Consider the following 18,850-nt stretch of genomic DNA (forward strand, 5'->3'; position numbering starts at 1 on the left):
GGTTCACTGTGAGTGAAGGACTCGACGATATTCTTGCCGAACAGCTAGCCGTGATTTTTTGTGGCATCAACCCAGGCGTAACTGCCGCTGCCCAAGGCCATCATTTTGCGGGCCGGGGCAATCGCTTCTGGCGCACGCTGCATCTCGCCGGCTTTACGCCTGAGGAGGTGCGCCCGGAAAACGATCGGATAATCTTGCAGTATCAGTGTGGATTAACGGCCGTGGTGGAACGGCCTACGGCGCGAGCGGATCAGCTGGCTGCCCATGAATTCATCGCTGCCGCTGCAGACTTTGAACAAAAGATCGTGCGTCATGCGCCACGCTTTGTGGCGTTTCTCGGTAAAGCGGCGTATTGCGCGCTATCCGGCCAACGAGACATTGCATGGGGGCTTCAGCCAAAGACCTTCGGCAATGCCTCGGTATGGATCCTGCCCAATCCCAGTGGGAGAAATCGCGCGTTCACACTTGATCAACTGGTGGGCGCGTACCGCCAACTCTATTTAGCGACAGGCGAGCAACCTCACCATTAAGCCAGGTACCGCCGAAACCACCCCAGCGTCCGGTCCCAGGCCAGCTTGGCCGCGGCCTCATCGTATCGAGGCGTGGAGTCGTTATGGAAACCATGATTGGCCCCAGGGTAGATGTACGCTTCATAGGTCTTGCCCGCGGCTTTCAGTGCCTTCTCATAGGCGGGCCAGCCTTCGTTGATGCGCGTATCCAGTTCGCCGTAGTGCAGCATCACCGGCGCCTTGATGCGGGCGACATCCTTGGTCTCTGGCTGTCGGCCATAAAAAGACACGGCAGCCGCCAGTTCTGGATAAGCCACGGCCGCCGCATTGACGACGCCACCGCCGTAGCAGAACCCGGTGATCCCTACTTTTCCAGTGGTTGCGTCATGCTTCATCAACCACTCGATGGCGGCGAAAAAGTCGTTCATGAGCTTTTCAGGGTCGACGGTCGCCTGCAGCTCCCGGCCTTTTTCATCGTTGCCAGGATAGCCGCCCACCGACGTCAGGCCATCAGGGGCGAGGGCGATGAAGCTTGCCTTGGCCACACGCCGCGCGACGTCTTCGATGTACGGGTTGAGCCCGCGATTTTCATGCACAACCACCACCGCCGGCACCTTGCCGGTGGCTTTCGCCGGACGCACCAGATAGCCACGAACCTGCCCGTTGCCCTTGGGGGATGGATAGGTGATGTACTCGGCAACAATGTCCGGGTCGGTAAATTCAACCTGCTCGGCGAGCGCATAATTCGGACTCAGCGCGGCGAGGAGGGCGCTGGCGGCCAAACCGCCCAAGGTGAACAACGCCGCCCGATCCAGAAACTCACGTCGGTTGATCTTGCCGTGGGCGTAGTAGTCGTACAGTTCGAGCAGTTCCGGGGCAAAGTCTTTCGCAGTGAGACGGGTCATCTGTGCGCTTCCTCTTGGGCGGGCCGATTGCTCTGTCGGTTGGACAGGGTGGGCGATACCTGTCGAGCGTAGCTGTTCACAAAAAAGAGGCCTCGCAGACGGGGTGAAAACGCGAAGAGGGTGGCTCAAGCAAACGCCCGAGATTGTTTTGGGGGCTTGCTTTTGGGTTAGGACGCGGCTGCCCGGAACTTACTACTGTCGATCGCCACAAGCTCACTTACGGCCAAGCTCGAATCATCAGGCGGTAGCTAAGTTTTCACACAATCTGTGATGGTCGATTTTTAGAGTAATTGTTTTTACTAATTATGTAACTTTTAATAAGTTTTTATAGACTGATTTTTTAAGTTGACTGGGCAATCTGTGATCTAAGTGCGGAGTTTCAGCGCTTTAGCTCCACTGCAATGTGTGTAGAATTATTTCGAAGATACAATATGAAACAAATAGTCGGTTGAATCGTAATGTAACGAAATTATAGAAGTGTTCTGTTTTCCAACGAGAAAAGTTGATTTTTCTTACATTGCGGGTAATCGTCTGAGGTCAAAACATGGAGTTCGACGTCATTGTTGTAGGTGCAGGAGCAGTTGGTGGGTCAATCGCGTATGAGTTGTCCACGCGTGGTTTAAATGTCTGTCGAGTCGGTGAGACTGATCGTACAAATGCAGCGTCAAGGGCTGCCGGAGCGATGAATGGATGTTTCGGGGAGGTTAACAAGCGGCCTGCTGGCAAGTGATTTTGGTCGATTGAAATTAGACATGGACCGACAAGCTCAACACCTGTGGTCAAGTTGGGCGGAGCGTTTGGCAATTTCTTCGGGTGATTCCAGCTCGTTGTTTACAGCGATTGGGACCCATGTGCTGCTCAACACCGCCGGCATGGATGAGGTGGACAGCGTTAACTACGACACCATCGAGAGAACCCTTCGTGAGTATGGTGAGCCGTTCGAAACTGTTGATCCACGCAAAATGGAGTGGCTGAAGCCCAACCATCTGGTTCGCCCTTTGCGTGGGCTGTACATACCAAACGAGCATTCCGTGAACTCTCATCTTTTGCTGGAGAAACTGGATGCTGCATTTGTCTCCGAGGGCGGCACTCTGAAAAATGAGAACGCCCAACGCGTGTTGGGTGAGGGTGGAGTAGTCACCGGCATTGAGTTATGCAATGGAGAGGTTCTTTGGGCTAAAAAGGTTGTGATTGCGGCAGGCGTTCAATCTTTAGACCTGCTTAGTGATTTCGACGAGCTCGTAAAGAAAATTCCACCGTTGTTCAGTGGATATGGCGTTTCAATTCTCGTGAAAATGCCAGAAGGGGTTGAGTTGCCTAGTTCTGTCATACGGACGCCAAATCGTGCTTTTGCGTGCGGCTTGCACTGTGTCCCTCGTGGGGACGGGGTCCTGTATTTGGGAGCTACTAATATAATTTCCGAGCAGCCTAAACAACAGGCTCTCATATCGGATGTTCAGTTTTTGCTTGACTGTGCTGTTGATCAGTTGAATCTGGACCTTCATGGTGCTGAAATCATTTCCATACAGGTTGGCAACAGACCAATTCCGGCAGATGGTTTCCCATTGATTGGCGAGTGCGGCATTGAAGGTCTTTGGCTTGCAACAGGCACCTACCGAGACGGCCTGCACCAATCACCATTGCTTGCGCGGTATATAGCTGATTGCCTTACCGATATAGAGACTCCCGATCTAGATCTCAGCCCTTTCAAACCTGTGCGTGCTCCGTTATCTGGGTTTGCCCGCGAGAATACGGTCAGGGAAACGGTACAGCAGATGTTTGCCACAGGATATGAGTATCGTTGGGATATAAAACCTTACTGGTTTCCTTTGCTGGATGAAGGACTTTCGCGCAACTACGAACAACTTATAAATGACTTGCACCCGTCATTTACGCCTCCGCCGGAGTTGGTCGCATTCTCCTATCTGTATGAGTCAATTTTGAAAAGACTTTCGCAGTATTACAAGGAGTGGTCATGAGTCTTACAGATCGTGAGTATCTTGCTATTAGTCAAGCGCGGGCCATGTTGCAAGCGTCTGGGGTCTGGGACTTGGAAGCCGACTTGAGTTGTCTTATAGATCGCTATATCGAACGGGTGGATAAAAGCCGTGCGCTCGATGAATTTATGTTAGCGGTTAAAGAACGCTGTAACCGAATTCCTCTCGGGCATATTGTTGGCATGGTGGAGTTTGACGAAATGCCGCTGGTGGTTGGTACCGGCGTGTTTATCCCCCGCCCTCACAGCCAAATCATTCACAAATGGCTGGAGACCAGTGCTGCGCTGCGACCGGGAGCTACTGTTCTCGATTTGTGTGCCGGAAGCGGCGCGATTGGCTTGGCGATCGCACGGCGCAGACCGGATCTGAAAGTGACATGTGTGGAGTTTGATGAGATAGCGATGCAGTATCTCAAACGCAACATCGATCGACTGGCCTGCAAGGGGGGGCAGGTCAATCACTTGCAGGCAGACATTCGCGACAAACAGGCATTTACGCGATTCACAGATCAGGTTGGTTTGATTGTCGCTAATCCTCCGTACGTCCCACAGTCCCAAGAGTTGTTACCTGAGTGGAGCAATCACCATCCACGGGAGTCGGTCTATTCCGGGGTCGATGGGCTTGAACTGATACGGCAAATCATCTCGCTCGCGAACCAGTTACTTAGTCGTGAAGGTTGGCTAGTCATTGAGCACGGCGAGGAACAGGCCAGAGCGGTGCGTGAACTGTTCAAGCAGAGTCAGCTGACAAATACACAAACTGTAATCGATAAGGAAGCGTCCGACGCCTCGGGCAGCTCAGTAATGACCATCGGATGCAAATCTCATTGATTTTCAGAAAGGAACTTTAGCTATGGATGTGCAAACTAGACAAGACTGGATGAGCATTCGTCGCGGCAACACCACTGGTGCACTGGCGAAGGCTTACGAGGAAGGGCTGACAGGTTTTACGGTTGCGAGTCGTGTGGGTAAGCACATTACCTTGCAGAACGGAGGCACATTCACAGAGTTTGTTTCCTGTTCGTACTTGGGCTTGGAAACCCACTCTGCATTGATCTATGCCGCACACCAGGCTATGGAAACTACCGGACTACACCTGTCGTCTTCTCGAAGTGCGATGCGCCCAAGTTACCTCCCTCAACTGGAAGAGTTGCTTGCTCAGATTTACGGAGGTAGCGGCGTTGCGGTGTTTACCTCTACCAGCAGTGTCCATTTAGGTGTTTTACCGTTGCTGGGGAGTGGTTCGTTGAGTGGGTATCCAGTCAAAAAACGAATCCACTGGCTGATGGATAAAACCGCCCATGCTTCGATGCAGGTACTTAGGGGGATTTTGGAGCAGTTCGGACCTGTTTCTAGAGTTGAGTCCACCAGCCAAGAATCAATGACCACAGCGCTGAAAGTCTGCACCGACAAAGGTGAAACTCCTGTGCTCTTGATCGATGGAATTGGCTCGATGAGTGGTCTTGTACCCATCGCCGAGCTCTCTCGGCAGCTAGAGTCGGCACAGGGATACCTATACGTAGACGATGCTCATGGTATTTCGATCGTCGGACGTCATGGTGCGGGATATGCCTTTTCAGCGGTTGATCACTCATTACCTGCAAATATTATTCTGGCAGGGTCTCTCTCCAAGGCATTTGGTGGCGCGGGTGGTTTTGTCGTGGTTTCAGATCCACGGGATGTTGAAGTTATCCGAACCCTGGCCAATCCGCTGATATTTGGTCATTCCATTATGGTGCCCATGCTGGCGGCTAACGTTGCCTCGGCGAAAATCCATCTCAGTGACGAGATCGATATGCTGCAACGGCGACTTTGGGAAAATGTCGCCCTTTTAGATTCCCTCACCGACAACCAGTTGCTCAACGCAGGTATCCAGTCACCCGTCAGAGGAGCCTTCTTTGACACAGAGGAGGCCGGCTTGCAGGCTGCGAGAACCCTGCGTGACCAAGGCATGCTGCTCTTTCCTGTGTTTTACCCAATCATTGCCAAAGGCAAAGCGATGCTGCGTTTTGCAATTTCAGCAGACCACAGTGGCAAAGACATCAAGTTATTGGGGGCTGCTCTAGGGGCTATGACGAACAAGGGGTTATGGGTGCCTGCTATCAATGAGCAGGATCACGCCTGACTGACGACTCTCTACCAGAAATTGGCAAACGGAGGTGCAAAAGATGAAACAACAGGGACAGTTATCACCGACAGGCACGTCTAACATTTTGCAGCCGCAGCGGGAGCGGCTTGACTCGATAAATTTGCAAGTTGTCGACCTGCTCTCTGAGCGAATGAAAGTGTGCATGGACATTGCCGAGCTCAAAGCCGTCCATGGCATTGCGATGATGCAACCCGGACGAATTTCCTACGTGCTCGATATGATTAAGACTAGATCGGAGGCGGTAGGATTGAGGGCAGAATACACCGAGTCGATATTCAAACTGATTATAGAAGAGACGTGTATTCAGGAAGATGTCCTGATTAATCGGTGTCTGGCTGAGGGGCGGCCTTCATGAAAATATTGCTGATTGATAACTTTGATTCCTTCACCCAGAACATTGCTCAGTATTTGTATGAGGTGACAGGTATTTGCGCGGATGTAGTCAAAAATACCTTTTCGTACAATGAATTGGGCATCGAAAAATATGATGCTGTAGTGCTGTCGCCCGGTCCAGGGCACCCCGGTCAGGAGGCTGATTTTGGTGTGTGCGGTGACGTCATTCTCCGTTCTCCTGTCCCGTTGCTTGGTATTTGTCTAGGACACCAAGGCATCGCTCAATTTCTTGGGGGGACTGTGGGGTACGCTCCCAGCCCTGTGCATGGCTACCGCAGTCGGATTACTCATTCCGGTAAAGGGCTCTTTCGAGATTTACCGGAGCAGTTCGAAGTGGTCAGATACCATTCGTTGATGTGTACCAGCCTCCCAGCAGAGCTCCAATGTACGGCTTGGACGTCTGAAGGTGTGGTCATGGCAATCGAACATATCACTAGACCGGTTTGGGGTGTCCAGTTCCACCCCGAATCCATCGATTCAGAGTATGGCCATGCGCTATTGAGCAACTTCATACGCATGGCGCTGGAACATAACGTCAGTGCTAGAGCTCACTTAGAATCAGACACGGAATGTACGTCATCAAAAGATGCATACGTCGCAGTAGGGGGGATGCTGAATATGCAGCTTGCCTATCGCGAGTTTTCCGAATGCACGGATCCACTAGCAGTATTTTCAACGCTCTATACAGATGATCGTTATGCTTTTTGGCTAGACAGCGAGAAGTCAGAAAGACCTAATGCTCGCTACTCGATCATGGGTAGTGGGGAGGCGCAAGGAGCGATAAGGCTTGAGTACGATGTTAACGATGAGTGCCTGAAGCTTGAGGGCCCCAAAGGTAAAAAAAGTATCAAAGGAGACTTTTTTACACTGATTGCACAGATCTTCGAAGCTGTGCAGGTGGCGACCCCTCAGTACTTGCCGTTTGTTTTCAAGGGCGGTTTTGTTGGCTTTCTCGGTTACGAATTGAAAGCTTTGGCGGGTGGATGCAAAATTTACCGTTCGGTTTATCCGGATGCTTCATTCATGTTTGCGCCGCATTTCTTTGTCTTTGATCATCATGAAGACAAGGTCTATGAATGCCTGATGACTGCGACTGACGATGCTGTGGATTGGCCTTCCTTACCTGATTTTCTCCATCGTAATGATGAGTCAGCTGGTGATTGCAATTCGTTTATTCCAGGTGCCGTAGATCAGCTGAAGCTCTCGCTTGAGGACGGGCCAGATGATTACATCAGTAAGATCAATCAATCTCTCAAGTACATCACCGATGGGGAGTCATACGAGATCTGCCTGACCAATAGGGCAAAAATGGCTTACAGCGGTGCGCCTTTGAGTGCTTATTGGCGAATGCGCGAGGCTAGCCCCGTACCCTACGGTGCCTACCTCTCGTTTGCAGGATTTTCAGTATTAAGCGCTTCGCCCGAAACCTTTCTCAGAATCGATGACAGCGGATTGATCGAGTCCAGACCGATCAAGGGAACCAGGCCGCGTAGTAAACAATTCGCAGAGGACCAAATACTACGGGATGAGCTACGTAGCTCGGCCAAGGACAGGGCCGAGAACCTAATGATTGTAGATTTGGTGCGCCATGATTTGAATCAAGTGTGCCGTCCAGGGAGCGTTCATGTTCCTGAGATTTTCTCAGTAGAAAGCTTTTCCTCGGTCCACCAACTTGTCTCAACAGTTCGTGGCCACCTTCGCTCGGATATTTCAACAATCGAAGCTATTCGAGCTTGTTTCCCGGGAGGCTCAATGACGGGAGCTCCGAAGAAACGCACGATGGAAATTATTGACGTATTGGAGTCCTCTGCCCGTGGTGTCTACTCAGGCGCATTAGGCTGGTTATCTTTCAGTGGTGGAGCGGAGCTGAGTATTGTCATCCGAACAGCAGTACTCCAAGGTAACGAGGCGAAATTTGGAATTGGTGGCGCGATAGTTGCGCACTCTGATCCACAGCAAGAGCTTGAAGAAACGTTGGTCAAGGCTAGCGTGCCTTATTACAGTTTTGTCGCAGGGAGCGAATCATTATGAGCGACACGGTTGTTGTGTTGGGAGGAGCGGGTTTGGTTGGCTCATTGATCAGCCGCATTCTTATGCAATATGGATACGATGTCCGGGTGGTGGATCGCAGGCCTTCCGAACAGGAAAGTGGCTTCTATGAAGTCGATGTCACAAGTCCGTTCAGCAACACCGGGCACATCTTCCAAGGGGCGGTGGCAGTGGTCTTTGCATTGCCCGAAAACGTGGCTATTCGGGCAATACCTTGGGTTGTTGGCTCCGTTTCGAACGATGTTGTATTCATACCGACTTGTTCTGTTCAGGAGCCTTTTTACAGAGCATTGAAGAATGCTTCGTCCCAGCAGCCTTTCGTCGGCGTCAATCCGATGTTTTCACCCAAGCTCTCCGTACAGGGACGCACCGTCGCAATTTGTCTGGAAGATGGCGACTCACCTTCGACTTTCATCGAACAGCACTTGATGGGGGCTGGGATGAAGATTAAGCGAATGACGCCGGTGGCCCATGATGAACTCATGGCGCTATGTCAGGCGCTGCCCCATGCCGCAATTCTCGGGTTCGGTTTAGCGTTGGCAAAGTCGTCACTTGATCTGGAAAGCGCTCTTGAAGTGATGCCACCACCGATGCGGACAATGATGGCGTTGCTGGCCCGGGTTCTGGTCAATCCGCCTGAAGTCTACTGGGACATACAGCTAGAAAATGACCAAGCCAACCGCCAGCGCGCCGCGCTGGCGGAAGGAATGGAACGCTTGATGAATAATGTCTCTAATCAGGATTTTGACGAGTTCAGATGCGACTTACGGGACGTTTCAAATGCTTTGGGTAGTCGTTTGAACTCAGGGGCCGTCGATTGTCAGCATGTTTTTTCATTACTGAACTGACCGAGTCCTCGCCATGGAAGTGCGCTGGGTTCGTTTCACGGGAGCATTGCGAAATCTCCCGTGAATACTTTGAGGGAGATAAGGAGCTTGGCTAATGCCGTTAATAAGTGAGATAGCGCAACACAGAGCAAAATCAAAACGATGGTCTGCCCTAACCGTGCTGATGCTGCCAGTACTACTGGTGACCGTAGACAATACGGTGCTTGGATTTGCGTTACCAAAGATTGCCGAGGCCCTGAGTCCGAGCGCTAGTCAGCAGTTATGGATGATCGATGCCTATTCACTGGTATTGGCGGGATTACTGGTGTCGATGGGTAGTCTGGGCGATCGAATCGGTCATCGAAAGTTGTTACTGGCCGGTTCTTTGGGTTTTGTCATTGTGTCGGTGCTGACCGCCTATTCCCAAACGGCCATGCAACTGATTGCCGGGCGAGCTTGCATGGGGGTTTTCGGTGCGATGTTGATGCCCTCTACTTTGGCATTGATACGTTCGGTGTTTCTGGATCGAGAGGAGCGCAGAGTCGCTGTCGCGATCTGGGCAACAACTCTGACGGTAGGATCAGCGCTCGGTCCTTTGGTCGGTGGGGTTTTGCTGGAGTTTTTCAGCTGGGGGGCGATTTTCCTATTGGCAATACCCGTATTGGTACCGTTGTTGGTATTGGGACCAGTGTTGTTGCCCGAGTCCGAGAAAGACTGTTCAGGGCCATTGGATCCGCTGAGCATCCTGCAATCGATGGTTGCCCTCAGTGCCATCGTTTACGGCATTAAACACAGTGCCAGTAATGGTCTCGACTGGATGGCGCTGACAGCATTTGTAATCGGCATAGTTGCTGGGTGGATGTTTGTGCATCGGCAGTTACGTCTGCCTGTGCCGCTGATGGACCTGAGTCTGTTCCGAAGTGGCGCCTTTAGCGGCTCCGTACTAATCAATTTGATGAGCCTCGCGTTCCTCGTCGGCTTTGTGTTCTTCACCACTCAGTTCTTACAGATCGTCCTTCAGATGTCCCCGTTGAATGCCAGCTTTGCGTTAGTACCTGGTCAGATCATGGCGATCGTAGTGGGAATGGCAGTCGTGCCTGTAGCGCGGCGAGTACCGGTGCATGTGCTGGTACCGATTCTGATGGCGTTTGCTGGGGCGGCGTTTTTGTTGGTCGCCAGCATCGGCAGCAGCCTGACCGTTCTGGTGGTGGCTTTTGCCTTGCTGAACATCGGCGTGGGCGCGATTGCGACGGTATCCAACGATGTGATTTTATCGGCAGCACCGCCGGAAAGGGCGGGTGCGGCGTCCGCCATTAGTGAAACGGCCTATGAAGTGGGTGTTGTTTTGGGGACGACGGTGCTTGGTGGTCTTGTCACAGCCTACTATCGCGGTGCATTGCAGCTTCCGGGCTTTTTGAGCGAGGTTCAGACGATGCTGGCGAGTGAGACGCTATCGGGTGCTAATCATGTAGCGGTGCAGTTGTCAGGAGATCAGGCAAGAGAGCTGATGACGCAGGCGGGAAGTGCATTCGAGGGTGGAATTAATCTGGCTTCGTGGGTGACGTTCGGCTTGGCACTCATGGCGATATTGATTGCCTGGCGCGCTCTGCAGACACCGAAGACGAAGCTTGCTGAAGGGCAGTGATCGAAAACGAACGTCGGGCCGTTTGCCACACGGCCCGACTGTTTCAGTGCTCGAAGTTACCAAGCAGGTTCCAGGTTTTCACCCAGTCTGTTCAGTCTCTTTTGTTCCCTAGGTTTACGCCCTCGACTGCTTACACACGCGCCGGAATTTATGCAACAGCGGTTCGGTGTAGCCATTGGGTTGTGCGCATCCCTCGAACACCAGTGCGCAGGCCGCTTGAAACGCAACTGACCGCTCGAAGTCCGGCGCCATGGGTGTGTAGATCGGATCGGCAGCGTTCTGCTCATCCACGACCCGCGCCATACGCTGCAATATCTCGACGGTCTGGTCCTTGGTGATCACCCCGTGTCGCAGCCAGTTGGCCATGTGCTGGCTGGATATGCGTAAGGTCGCGCGATCTTCCATCAAGCCCACGTTATGGATGTCGGGCACCTTCGAGCAGCCGATGCCTTGTTCGACCCAGCGCACCACATAGCCCAGCAAGCCTTGCGCGTTGTTTTCGACTTCCTGACGAATCTCATCGGCCGACCAGGATGGCTCGGTGACGACCGGCACGCTGAGCAAGCCGTCCAGAAGTGCCGGGCTGGCGCCACCGAAGTCTGTTGTTTCAAGGGACTCCTGCACTGAGCGCACGTTGACCTGATGGTAATGCAGCGCGTGCAAGGTGGCGGCGGTCGGCGAGGGCACCCATGCGGTATTCGCGCCCGCTTTCGGGTGGGCGACTTTCTGTTTGAGCATATCGGCCATCCGGTCCGGCATGGCCCACATGCCTTTGCCAATCTGCGCTCGCCCACGCAATCCACAGTCCAGACCGACGAGCACGTTGTTGCGCTCGTAGGCCTCGATCCACGAGATGTTTTTCATGTCACCCTTGCGCAGCATCGCGCCCGCTTCCATGGCGGTGTGCATCTCGTCGCCGGTGCGATCCAGAAAACCGGTGTTGATGAACGCGACCCGTGAGGAAGCTGCCGCGATACAGGCCTTGAGGTTGACGCTGGTGCGTCGCTCCTCGTCCATGATGCCCATTTTCAGGGTATGACGTTCGAGCTGGAGCAGGTCTTCGATGCGGCTGAACAATTGCTCGGCGAAGGCCACTTCGGCGGGGCCGTGCATTTTCGGTTTGACGATGTAGACGCTGCCGGTGCGGGAGTTAACGCGGCGTCGCAGGTCATGCAAGGCAATCAGGCTGGTGATGACGCCGTCGAGAATGCCTTCCGGGATTTCCAGTCCGCCCTTGTCGAGAACCGCCGGGCTGGTCATCAGGTGTCCGACGTTACGGATGAACAGCAACGACCGCCCGTGCAGCGACAGTGAGCTGCCATCGGCCGCGGTGTACTCACGGTCGGGATTCAGCCGTCGCGTGATGGTTTTACCGTTTTTCTCCAGGTCCTCTTTCAGGTCGCCCTTCATCAAACCCAGCCAGTTGCGGTACACCTGCACCTTGTCATCGGCGTCGACCGCCGCGACCGAGTCTTCACAATCAATGATGGTCGAGAGTGCTGCTTCAATCAGCAGATCCTTGACCCCAGCGGCGTCAGCCTGGCCGATGACGCTCTGCCGATCGATCTGAATTTCGACGTGCAGATCGTTGTTTTTCAGCAGAATGGCCGTGGGATCAGCGAGTGAACCCTGATAGCCGATGTACTGCGCGGCGTTCGATAAACCGGTTTGGCTTCCGTCTTTCAAGGAGGCTTGCAGTGCGCCGTTGTCGATCCGGTAGCGCGCCACCTCGGCATGGGAACCGCTGCTCAAGGGGAATGCCTGATCCAGGAAACCACGGGCAAACGCGATGACTTTCGCCCCGCGCACGGGGTTGTAAGTCCGGCCCGGTTCGGCGCCGCCGTCATTGGAAATCACATCGGTGCCGTAGAGCGCGTCGTACAGCGATCCCCAGCGCGCATTGGCGGCATTCAGCGCATAACGTGCGTTGACCGCCGGGACAACCAGTTGCGGTCCGGCCTGCACACTGATTTCCGTATCGACGTTGGTGGTGCTGACCTTGACGTCTGCGGGTTGCGGTTGCAGGTAACCAATACCGCTCAGGAAGTCGCGATAAGCCGGCATGTCCGTCACCGGTCCCGGGTGGGCGCGGTGCCAGGTGTCCAGTTCGGTTTGCAGGCGATCACGCTCAGCCAGCAGCGCGCGGTTGATAGGTGCCAGTTCATGCACCAATGCGGCGAAACCACTCCAGAACGCTTGAGGGTCCAGGCCGGTTCCCGGCAGCACGTCCAGATCAACGAAACGTTGCAAGACAGGCGCGACCGTGAGGCCTTGGCAGTTCACGAAATCGGTCACTTTTTGCATCTCCATCACACAGTGTTATCGAGCGCTAAATCGCGCCCGGCTCAATTCAGTTCAGGCATTGCGCGCCGGCCTTGGCCACTTGTGCGTCCTGCTCGGCTTTGACACCGGACACCCCAACCGCGCCGATCACCTGGCCGTCGACGATGATCGGCACGCCGCCCTCAAGGGACGTCAGTAATGGCGCGGACAAAAAGGCGTGGCGCCCGCCATTGACCATCTCTTCATAGCCTTTGGATTCGCGCCGGCCCAGGGCCGAAGTGCGGGCCTTTTCGGTGGCGATGTAGGCGCCAATCGGAGCGCAACCGTCGAGGCGTTCGAGAGCCAGGGGATGGCCGCCGTCATCGACAATCACGATGGTCACGGCCCATTGGTTGTTCTGCGCTTCGGTGCGTGCCGCCGCGAGGATTTGGCTGACTTCGGTCTGGCTCAGTACGGCTTTGCTTTTCATGGGGATTCTCCAGTACTCGGTTAGGGCAAGGCGGCTTCGACCAGTTCGATCCAGTGCCTGACAGGGGTTCGGCCCGCACCGTCGAGGTGGGACTGACAGCCGATATTGGCCGTGACAATGACTTCGGGATGTCCGCTTTCCAGCGCATTGAGCTTGTTGTCGCGCAATTGCCGGGACAGTTCCGGTTGGGTCAGCGAATAAGTGCCTGCCGAGCCGCAGCACAGGTGACTGTCGGCAACAGGCGTGAGATTGAAGCCCAGACTGGTCAGAATAGCTTCAACCGCACCGCCCAGTTTCTGCGCGTGCTGCAAGGTGCAGGGGCAATGGAAGGCCAGGCGTTTGGCGCTGTGGATACCGAGCTTTTCCAGCGGCTCGTCGCGCAGCACTTCGACCAGATCCTTGGCCAGCGCGCTGACCTTTTTCGCCTTCTCGGCATAGGCCGGGTCGCTGCTGAGCAGGTGGCCATAATCTTTGATGAATGCGCCGCAACCGCTGGCGGTTTGCACAATCGCCTCGGCACCGTTTTCAATGCTCGGCCACCACGCATCGATATTGCGGCGGGCGCGGTCCAGGCCGGCCGCCTGAGCGTCGAGGTGATAATCCACAGCGCCGCAACAGCCCGCCTCGCGGGTCGGTGTGACGCTGATCCCCAGTCGATCCAGCACTCGGGCGGCGGCCGCGTTGGTATTGGGTGACAGACTCGGTTGCACGCAGCCTTCAAGCATCAGCACCTGCCGGGTGTGGCGAGTGACTGGGCGCGGCTTGGCCGGATAGACGCGGCGAGGCAACTTTATCTGCAAGGTGTTGGGCAACAATGCCCGGAACATCTGTCCGCTGCTGACCAGCCCTTTGAACAGCGCAGGATTGGGCACGACGCTGCGCAGCCCTTCGCGCAACAAGCGCTGACCGAGTGGGCGCGGCACCGCCGCGTCGACCACCGCCCGGCCGATGTCCAGCAAGTTGTGGTAGTCAACGCCGGAAGGGCAGGTGGTTTCGCAGTTACGACACGACAGGCAGCGATCCAGGTGTTGTTGGGTCTTTTGCGTGACTTCGTTGCCTTCCAGAACCTGCTTGATCAGGTAGATGCGGCCTCGCGGTCCGTCCAGTTCATCGCCCAGCAATTGATAGGTCGGGCAGGTGGCATTGCAGAAACCGCAGTGCACGCAGGTGCGCAAAATGCTTTCGGCTTCTTCGGCGCGGGGCAGCTGACGGGCTTGTTCGCTCAAGGTGGTCTGCATGGGTCAAAGCTCCGCGTACAGGCGCCCGGGGTTGAAGATGCCCCGGGGATCGAGTTGTTGCTTCAAGTTCCGGTGGTAGCGCATCAATGCGGCAGGCAACGGTTGAAACGGGCTGTCGATCAGGCCATGGGTATAGCAGGTCACATGCCCGCCAACTTCTTCGACGATCGAGCGAATGAACGCTGCCTCCGCGTCAGACTTGAGCCAGCGCTGTGCACCGCCCCAATCGAGCAACTGACGGCCAGGCAGGGAAAGCCGAGGCGTGTTGTGAGGGACGGACAGGCGCCAAAGTGCCTGGTCCTCATCGAAGAAGCTCAATCGATGTTCGTTGAGATCCTCCCAATAGGAAGCGTCGAGCAACTCGCCGCCGAGTCGGTCATGAGCCGCTGCCACCGAGCCTTCGCCCCCCTCAAGCCGCAGGTGCAGGCGCTGCCCATCGTGGCACGCGGCGCTGATCGGCAGCGGTTGTTGCCCCCATTCGGCGAGGCGCAGCAAGGCGCGATCACTTTCCATTTCCAGGCTGATACTTAAAGCTTGACGCGGCTTGGGCAGGACCTTGAGCGAGACTTCGGTCACCACACCCAACGAGCCGTAGCTGCCGGCCATCAAGCGCGACAGGTCGTAACCGGCGACGTTTTTCATGACTTCGCCACCAAAGCGCAAATGCTTGCCATGACCGGTGATGACGCGGGTGCCAAGGACGAAGTCCCGAACGGAGCCCGACCAAGGACGCCGTGGCCCCGACAACCCGCTGGCGATCATGCCGCCGACGGTGGCGCCGTCGCCGAAGGAGGGCGGTTCGCAGGGCAACATCTGCTGCGCTGCGTCCAACACTTCAGCCAGTTCTGCCAACGGGGTGCCGCAGCGAGCGGTGATCACCAGTTCGGTCGGGTCGTAGCTGACGATGCCTCGGTGGCTGCGCGTGTCGAGTACTTCGCCCGCCACGATGCGCCCAAGAAACGCCTTGCTGTTGGAGCCTTGAATGCGCAACGGCGTAGCGTTTTGCAGCGCCTGGTTAACCTGTTCCAGCAGCGAGGCGCTGTCGTCGATATCGTGTTCGCTGCGCATCAGAAACGCTCCAGTTCAGGGAAGGGCAGCTGACCCATGTGAACGTGCATGGCGCCGAACTCGGCGCAGCGGTGCAGCGTCGGAATGTTCTTGCCGGGGTTGAGCAAGCCACTCGGATCGAAGGCGGCTTTGACGGCATGGAACACGGTCAATTCATCGCTATTGAACTGCGCGCACATCTGATTGATTTTCTCCCGGCCCACGCCGTGCTCACCGGTAATGCTGCCACCGACCTTCACGCACAATTCGAGGATCTTGCCGCCCAGGGTTTCGGCGCGATCGAGCTCTCCCGGTTGGTTGGCATCGAACAGAATCAGCGGGTGCATGTTGCCGTCACCGGCGTGAAAAACGTTGGCCACCCGCAGGCCGTACTCGGCCGACAACGCGGCGATCGCCTGCAGCACACCGGGTAACTCGCGGCGAGGAATCGTCCCGTCCATGCAGTAATAGTCCGGTGAGAGACGGCCCACCGCCGGAAAGGCATTCTTGCGTCCGGCCCAGAAGCGCACGCGTTCGGCTTCATCTTTAGCCTGGCGCACTTCGGTGGCGCCGGCCTGTTCCAGCACTTGGCGTACGCGGTCGCAGTCATCATGAACGTCGGCTTCAACGCCATCGAGCTCGCACAGCAGAATGGCTTCGGCGTCGACCGGATAGCCGGCGTGGATAAAGTCTTCGGCGGCGCGAATGGCCAGGTTGTCCATCATTTCCAGGCCACCGGGGATGATGCCGGCAGCAATAATGTCACCCACCGCACGGCCGGCTTTCTCGACGGAATCGAACGCCGCCAGCAGCACTTTGGCGGTCTGGGGTTTGGGCAGCAGTTTGACCGTGACCTCGGTGATGACACCGAGCATGCCTTCGGAACCGGTGAACAACGCCAGCAGATCGAAGCCCGGAGAGTCGAGCGCCTGAGAACCCAAGGACAGCTGTTCGCCGTCGACGGTGAGGATGTCGACCTTGAGCAGGTTGTGCACGGTCAGCCCGTACTTCAGGCAATGCACGCCACCGGCGTTTTCCGCCACATTACCGCCGATTGAACACGCGATCTGCGAGGAAGGGTCCGGCGCGTAGTACAAGCCAAACGGCGCTGCTGCCTGGGAAATCGCCAGGTTGCGCACCCCCGGCTGAACCCGAGCCGTGCGGGCGGCGGGGTCGATGTGCAGAATATTGTTGAAGCGCGCCATCACCAGCAGCACGCCTTTTTCCAACGGCAATGCACCGCCCGACAAACCGGTGCCGGCACCGCGGGCGACCACCGCGACCTGCCGCTCATGGCAGAGTCGGAGCACGCCTTGCACTTCGTCAACGTGGCGCGGTAGCACCACCAGCATGGGCGTGGTGCGGTAAGCAGAAAGTCCGTCGCATTCGTACGGCTTGAGCTCTTCCTGTTGGTGCAGGACTTCCAGATCCGGCCACTGCGTTTGCAGGGCTTGCAGCAGGGCAGTTTTGTCGACGTCAGGCAGGACGCCGTCGACGCGTTCATCGTAAAGAATGTTCATAGTCGGTTGACGACCCTCAGTTGTTTTTATAGGAGGTCTGTGTCCGTTTACCACTGACTTGCATGATTGGCCTGAGGCGTTCTACTGTCTATGTGTTGTTTGGCTGGTCGAACCAGTTTTTTATTCGATGGTTTTTTATTGGTGCAAAAAAACAGTTTTAAAACATAGGCTTATGTTTGTGTTTGAACATTGGTGGTTTTGGTAGCGAGACTGGTCATACCAGTTGGAGAGTCGATGGAAAGGGCAGAAACGAGCCGCAATCCACAAGTCGCAGACGTGGTCTGTGAACGCATAGAACGGCTGATCGTGGACGGGGTGCTCAAGACCGGGCAGCTGTTGCCGTCGGAGCGTCGTCTGACCGAAAAACTCGGCGTTTCCCGCACGGCACTTCGCGAGGGCCTGAAGCTGTTGCGCGCTCGCGGGATTATCAAGACAGAGCAGGGCAAAGGTTCATTTGTCGCCGACCTTTCGGGGCACGGTGCCGCGTCACCGCTGATGCACTTGTTCAGCTCACAGCCACGCACGCTCTACGATTTGTTCGAGGTCCGCAGCCTGCTCGAAGGTGAGTCCGCACGCCTCGCGGCGTTGCGTGGAACCGACGCCGACTTCGTCCTCATCACCCGCAGCTACGAGGCGTTGCTTGATGCCCATAGCCGCTCTCTGGAGGCGTCCGAACACGCCCGGCTTGATCATGCGTTTCACCTGGCGATTTGCGAAGCGTCGCACAACCCGGTGCTGGTGCAGACCTTGCGCTCGCTGACGGACTTGCTGCTGAACACGGTGTTTGCCTCGGTCAACAACCTTTATCACCGCGAACCGCAAAAGCGTCAGATCGACCGCCAACATGCACGGCTCTACAACGCCGTCACCGGCCGTATGCCGGAGCAGGCACGCAAGGCGGCCATCGCGCACATTCAGAGCATCTGCGAAAACCTCAAGGAAATCGAAAGCGAGGAACAACGGTTGGTTCGGGCTACGCTGCGACTTGAGGGGTGGGCGTAATGCCCGGGTCTTTAGGCGGACTGCCTACGGGCCGGCCTGTCTCTTCAAGCGTATGCTTTTCCCCTGTGGGAGCGAGCCTGCTCGCGATGAGGCCCTGTCAGTCGACATCAATGTTGAATGTAAGTCCGCCTTCGCGAGCAAGCTCGCTCCCACAGTTGGATTTTTGGCGGGCATGACATAGGTGTCCACCGCCGATGACCTTGACAGACATCAGGTCGGCTATCAGGCCGCCTCGCTTTGTCTTTTGATCTTGCTTTTGATCTTGATCTGCCCCGTCGGAAGGCCGAGCGGAGGTTCTGCGCAGTGGGCACCGCGGCAAGGATGCCGCGGTAGCCGCCCCCGGCCATGGATGGCCGATGGCGGCGGGCCCACGGAGCAGGACCGGAGCGAGGGCATGCCGAGCCTAGGCGAGGCACCGTACGTCAGGGGCACGAGCGTTTGGTTACTTGGCGCTTCTCCAAGTGACTCGCTGTAAGAGCCAGCCCTTTCAAGGTCTTTGATAAAATCCCCCAAAACTCCAGTCAGGGTGACGAAAGCGATGTGGGCAGAAGTTCTAGCGCGGTTTGAGAAAAAAACACCGGCCAGTGTCATGACAAGAGTGATACTGGAGCAGGCTGTTCCTGCCGAATGGGTCGATCAGGTGTTCGAAGAACATCGTCAGCGGCAATACCCGCGTGAGCTTCTGTTCTCAACCATCGTTGAACTGATGTCCCTTGTTTCATTGGGCTTGCGACCATCGCTACATGCTGCTGCACGGCAGATGGAGGATCTTCCCGTCAGCTTGGCGGCGCTGTATGACAAGGTCAGCCGCACAGAAC

Annotated in this window: 16 protein-coding genes and 1 pseudogene; 11 read left to right on the forward strand and 6 right to left on the reverse strand. The window is 55.9% G+C overall.

Annotated elements, in window-relative coordinates; genetic code table 11:
* Window positions 1-8 precede the first annotated feature (8 nt).
* Complete coding sequence (gene mug, locus KGB23_RS13695; RefSeq protein ID WP_223431464.1) at window positions 9-530, forward strand: G/U mismatch-specific DNA glycosylase; 522 nt, start codon at window positions 9-11, stop codon at window positions 528-530.
* Here the strand turns inward: mug and yghX are convergent.
* The gene (gene yghX / locus KGB23_RS13700; RefSeq protein ID WP_223431465.1) at window positions 527-1,414 is read right to left on the reverse strand and encodes a YghX family hydrolase; all 888 of its coding nucleotides are present in this window, start codon (window positions 1,412-1,414) and stop codon (window positions 527-529) included. The two genes, mug and yghX, sit on opposite strands and share 4 nt — an antisense overlap.
* 544 nt (window positions 1,415-1,958) lie before the next feature.
* Between yghX and KGB23_RS30145 the strand changes: the two genes are divergently transcribed.
* The 8 genes from KGB23_RS30145 (at window position 1,959) to KGB23_RS13735 (ending at window position 10,473) form a co-directional block, all read left to right on the forward strand.
* Window positions 1,959-2,144, forward strand: a complete 186-nt coding sequence (locus tag KGB23_RS30145) for an FAD-dependent oxidoreductase (protein ID WP_263288605.1) — start codon at window positions 1,959-1,961, stop codon at window positions 2,142-2,144.
* On the forward strand, window positions 2,101-3,393 hold the full coding sequence (locus tag KGB23_RS13705; RefSeq protein ID WP_263288606.1) for an NAD(P)/FAD-dependent oxidoreductase: 1,293 nt from the start codon (window positions 2,101-2,103) through the stop codon (window positions 3,391-3,393). Before KGB23_RS30145 ends, KGB23_RS13705 begins: the two co-directional genes overlap by 44 nt.
* Entirely contained in the window at window positions 3,390-4,241 is an 852-nt protein-coding gene (locus KGB23_RS13710) for a HemK/PrmC family methyltransferase (RefSeq protein ID WP_223431466.1), read from the forward strand. Before KGB23_RS13705 ends, KGB23_RS13710 begins: the two co-directional genes overlap by 4 nt.
* Before the next feature lie 22 nt (window positions 4,242-4,263).
* Window positions 4,264-5,535 carry an aminotransferase class I/II-fold pyridoxal phosphate-dependent enzyme gene (locus KGB23_RS13715; RefSeq protein ID WP_223431467.1) on the forward strand — a complete coding sequence of 424 codons (1,272 nt, stop codon included), beginning with the start codon at window positions 4,264-4,266 and terminating at the stop codon, window positions 5,533-5,535.
* Between the two features lie 43 nt (window positions 5,536-5,578).
* Complete coding sequence (locus KGB23_RS13720) at window positions 5,579-5,914, forward strand: chorismate mutase (RefSeq protein ID WP_223431468.1); 336 nt, start codon at window positions 5,579-5,581, stop codon at window positions 5,912-5,914.
* Window positions 5,911-7,983, forward strand: a complete 2,073-nt coding sequence (gene pabB / locus KGB23_RS13725; protein WP_223431469.1) for an aminodeoxychorismate synthase component I — start codon at window positions 5,911-5,913, stop codon at window positions 7,981-7,983. The genes KGB23_RS13720 and pabB overlap by 4 nt, the downstream gene beginning before the upstream one ends.
* Window positions 7,980-8,849, forward strand: a complete 870-nt coding sequence (locus tag KGB23_RS13730) for a prephenate dehydrogenase dimerization domain-containing protein (protein WP_223431470.1) — start codon at window positions 7,980-7,982, stop codon at window positions 8,847-8,849. Before pabB ends, KGB23_RS13730 begins: the two co-directional genes overlap by 4 nt.
* 94 nt (window positions 8,850-8,943) lie before the next feature.
* A complete protein-coding gene (locus tag KGB23_RS13735) occupies window positions 8,944-10,473 on the forward strand; it encodes an MFS transporter (protein WP_223431471.1) in 1,530 nt (509 codons plus the stop codon).
* A gap of 114 nt (window positions 10,474-10,587) precedes the next feature.
* On the opposite strand, the gene KGB23_RS13740 is transcribed toward KGB23_RS13735, so the two are convergent.
* Genes KGB23_RS13740 through glcD form a run of 5 tightly spaced genes read right to left on the reverse strand, consistent with a single transcriptional unit; the run spans window position 10,588 to window position 17,030 of the window.
* Window positions 10,588-12,768 (reverse strand): malate synthase G, encoded by a 2,181-nt coding sequence (locus tag KGB23_RS13740; protein WP_223431472.1) that lies wholly within the window; start codon window positions 12,766-12,768, stop codon window positions 10,588-10,590.
* A 55-nt stretch (window positions 12,769-12,823) separates the two neighbouring features.
* A complete protein-coding gene (locus tag KGB23_RS13745; RefSeq protein WP_008157093.1) occupies window positions 12,824-13,225 on the reverse strand; it encodes a heme-binding protein in 402 nt (133 codons plus the stop codon).
* Between the two features lie 20 nt (window positions 13,226-13,245).
* Window positions 13,246-14,463: a glycolate oxidase subunit GlcF gene (gene glcF, locus KGB23_RS13750; protein WP_223431473.1), complete on the reverse strand. Its 1,218-nt coding sequence runs from the start codon at window positions 14,461-14,463 to the stop codon at window positions 13,246-13,248.
* Between the two features lie 3 nt (window positions 14,464-14,466).
* Window positions 14,467-15,531, reverse strand: coding sequence for a glycolate oxidase subunit GlcE (glcE, locus tag KGB23_RS13755; RefSeq protein ID WP_223431474.1), 1,065 nt, complete (start codon window positions 15,529-15,531; stop codon window positions 14,467-14,469).
* Window positions 15,531-17,030, reverse strand: a complete 1,500-nt coding sequence (glcD, locus tag KGB23_RS13760; protein ID WP_223431475.1) for a glycolate oxidase subunit GlcD — start codon at window positions 17,028-17,030, stop codon at window positions 15,531-15,533. Before glcD ends, glcE begins: the two co-directional genes overlap by 1 nt.
* Before the next feature lie 234 nt (window positions 17,031-17,264).
* Between glcD and glcC the strand changes: the two genes are divergently transcribed.
* Together glcC and KGB23_RS13770 are read left to right on the forward strand one after the other, a co-directional pair.
* A complete protein-coding gene (gene glcC, locus KGB23_RS13765; protein ID WP_223431476.1) occupies window positions 17,265-18,032 on the forward strand; it encodes a transcriptional regulator GlcC in 768 nt (255 codons plus the stop codon).
* Window positions 18,033-18,621: 589 nt separating this feature from the next.
* Window positions 18,622-18,850 (forward strand): annotated as a pseudogene (locus KGB23_RS13770) (IS4 family transposase); the annotation flags it as partial.

Source organism: Pseudomonas sp. GL-B-26, from assembly GCF_019947405.1.
Taxonomy (GTDB): Bacteria; Pseudomonadota; Gammaproteobacteria; order Pseudomonadales; family Pseudomonadaceae; genus Aquipseudomonas.

Bases quoted from the DNA above. Each gene is read 5' to 3' on its own strand.
- KGB23_RS13730 (WP_223431470.1), top strand. From the start codon at position 7,980: ATGAGCGACACGGTTGTTGTGTTGGGAGGAGCGGGTTTGGTTGGCTCA.
- glcD (WP_223431475.1), bottom strand. From the start codon at position 17,030: ATGAACATTCTTTACGATGAACGCGTCGACGGCGTCCTGCCTGACGTC.
- KGB23_RS13745 (WP_008157093.1), bottom strand. From the start codon at position 13,225: ATGAAAAGCAAAGCCGTACTGAGCCAGACCGAAGTCAGCCAAATCCTC.
- pabB (WP_223431469.1), top strand. From the start codon at position 5,911: ATGAAAATATTGCTGATTGATAACTTTGATTCCTTCACCCAGAACATT.
- KGB23_RS30145 (WP_263288605.1), top strand. From the start codon at position 1,959: ATGGAGTTCGACGTCATTGTTGTAGGTGCAGGAGCAGTTGGTGGGTCA.
- glcE (WP_223431474.1), bottom strand. From the start codon at position 15,531: ATGCGCAGCGAACACGATATCGACGACAGCGCCTCGCTGCTGGAACAG.
- KGB23_RS13705 (WP_263288606.1), top strand. From the start codon at position 2,101: ATGGATGTTTCGGGGAGGTTAACAAGCGGCCTGCTGGCAAGTGATTTT.
- KGB23_RS13735 (WP_223431471.1), top strand. From the start codon at position 8,944: ATGCCGTTAATAAGTGAGATAGCGCAACACAGAGCAAAATCAAAACGA.
- KGB23_RS13720 (WP_223431468.1), top strand. From the start codon at position 5,579: ATGAAACAACAGGGACAGTTATCACCGACAGGCACGTCTAACATTTTG.
- glcF (WP_223431473.1), bottom strand. From the start codon at position 14,463: ATGCAGACCACCTTGAGCGAACAAGCCCGTCAGCTGCCCCGCGCCGAA.
- yghX (WP_223431465.1), bottom strand. From the start codon at position 1,414: ATGACCCGTCTCACTGCGAAAGACTTTGCCCCGGAACTGCTCGAACTG.
- KGB23_RS13710 (WP_223431466.1), top strand. From the start codon at position 3,390: ATGAGTCTTACAGATCGTGAGTATCTTGCTATTAGTCAAGCGCGGGCC.
- KGB23_RS13715 (WP_223431467.1), top strand. From the start codon at position 4,264: ATGGATGTGCAAACTAGACAAGACTGGATGAGCATTCGTCGCGGCAAC.
- glcC (WP_223431476.1), top strand. From the start codon at position 17,265: ATGGAAAGGGCAGAAACGAGCCGCAATCCACAAGTCGCAGACGTGGTC.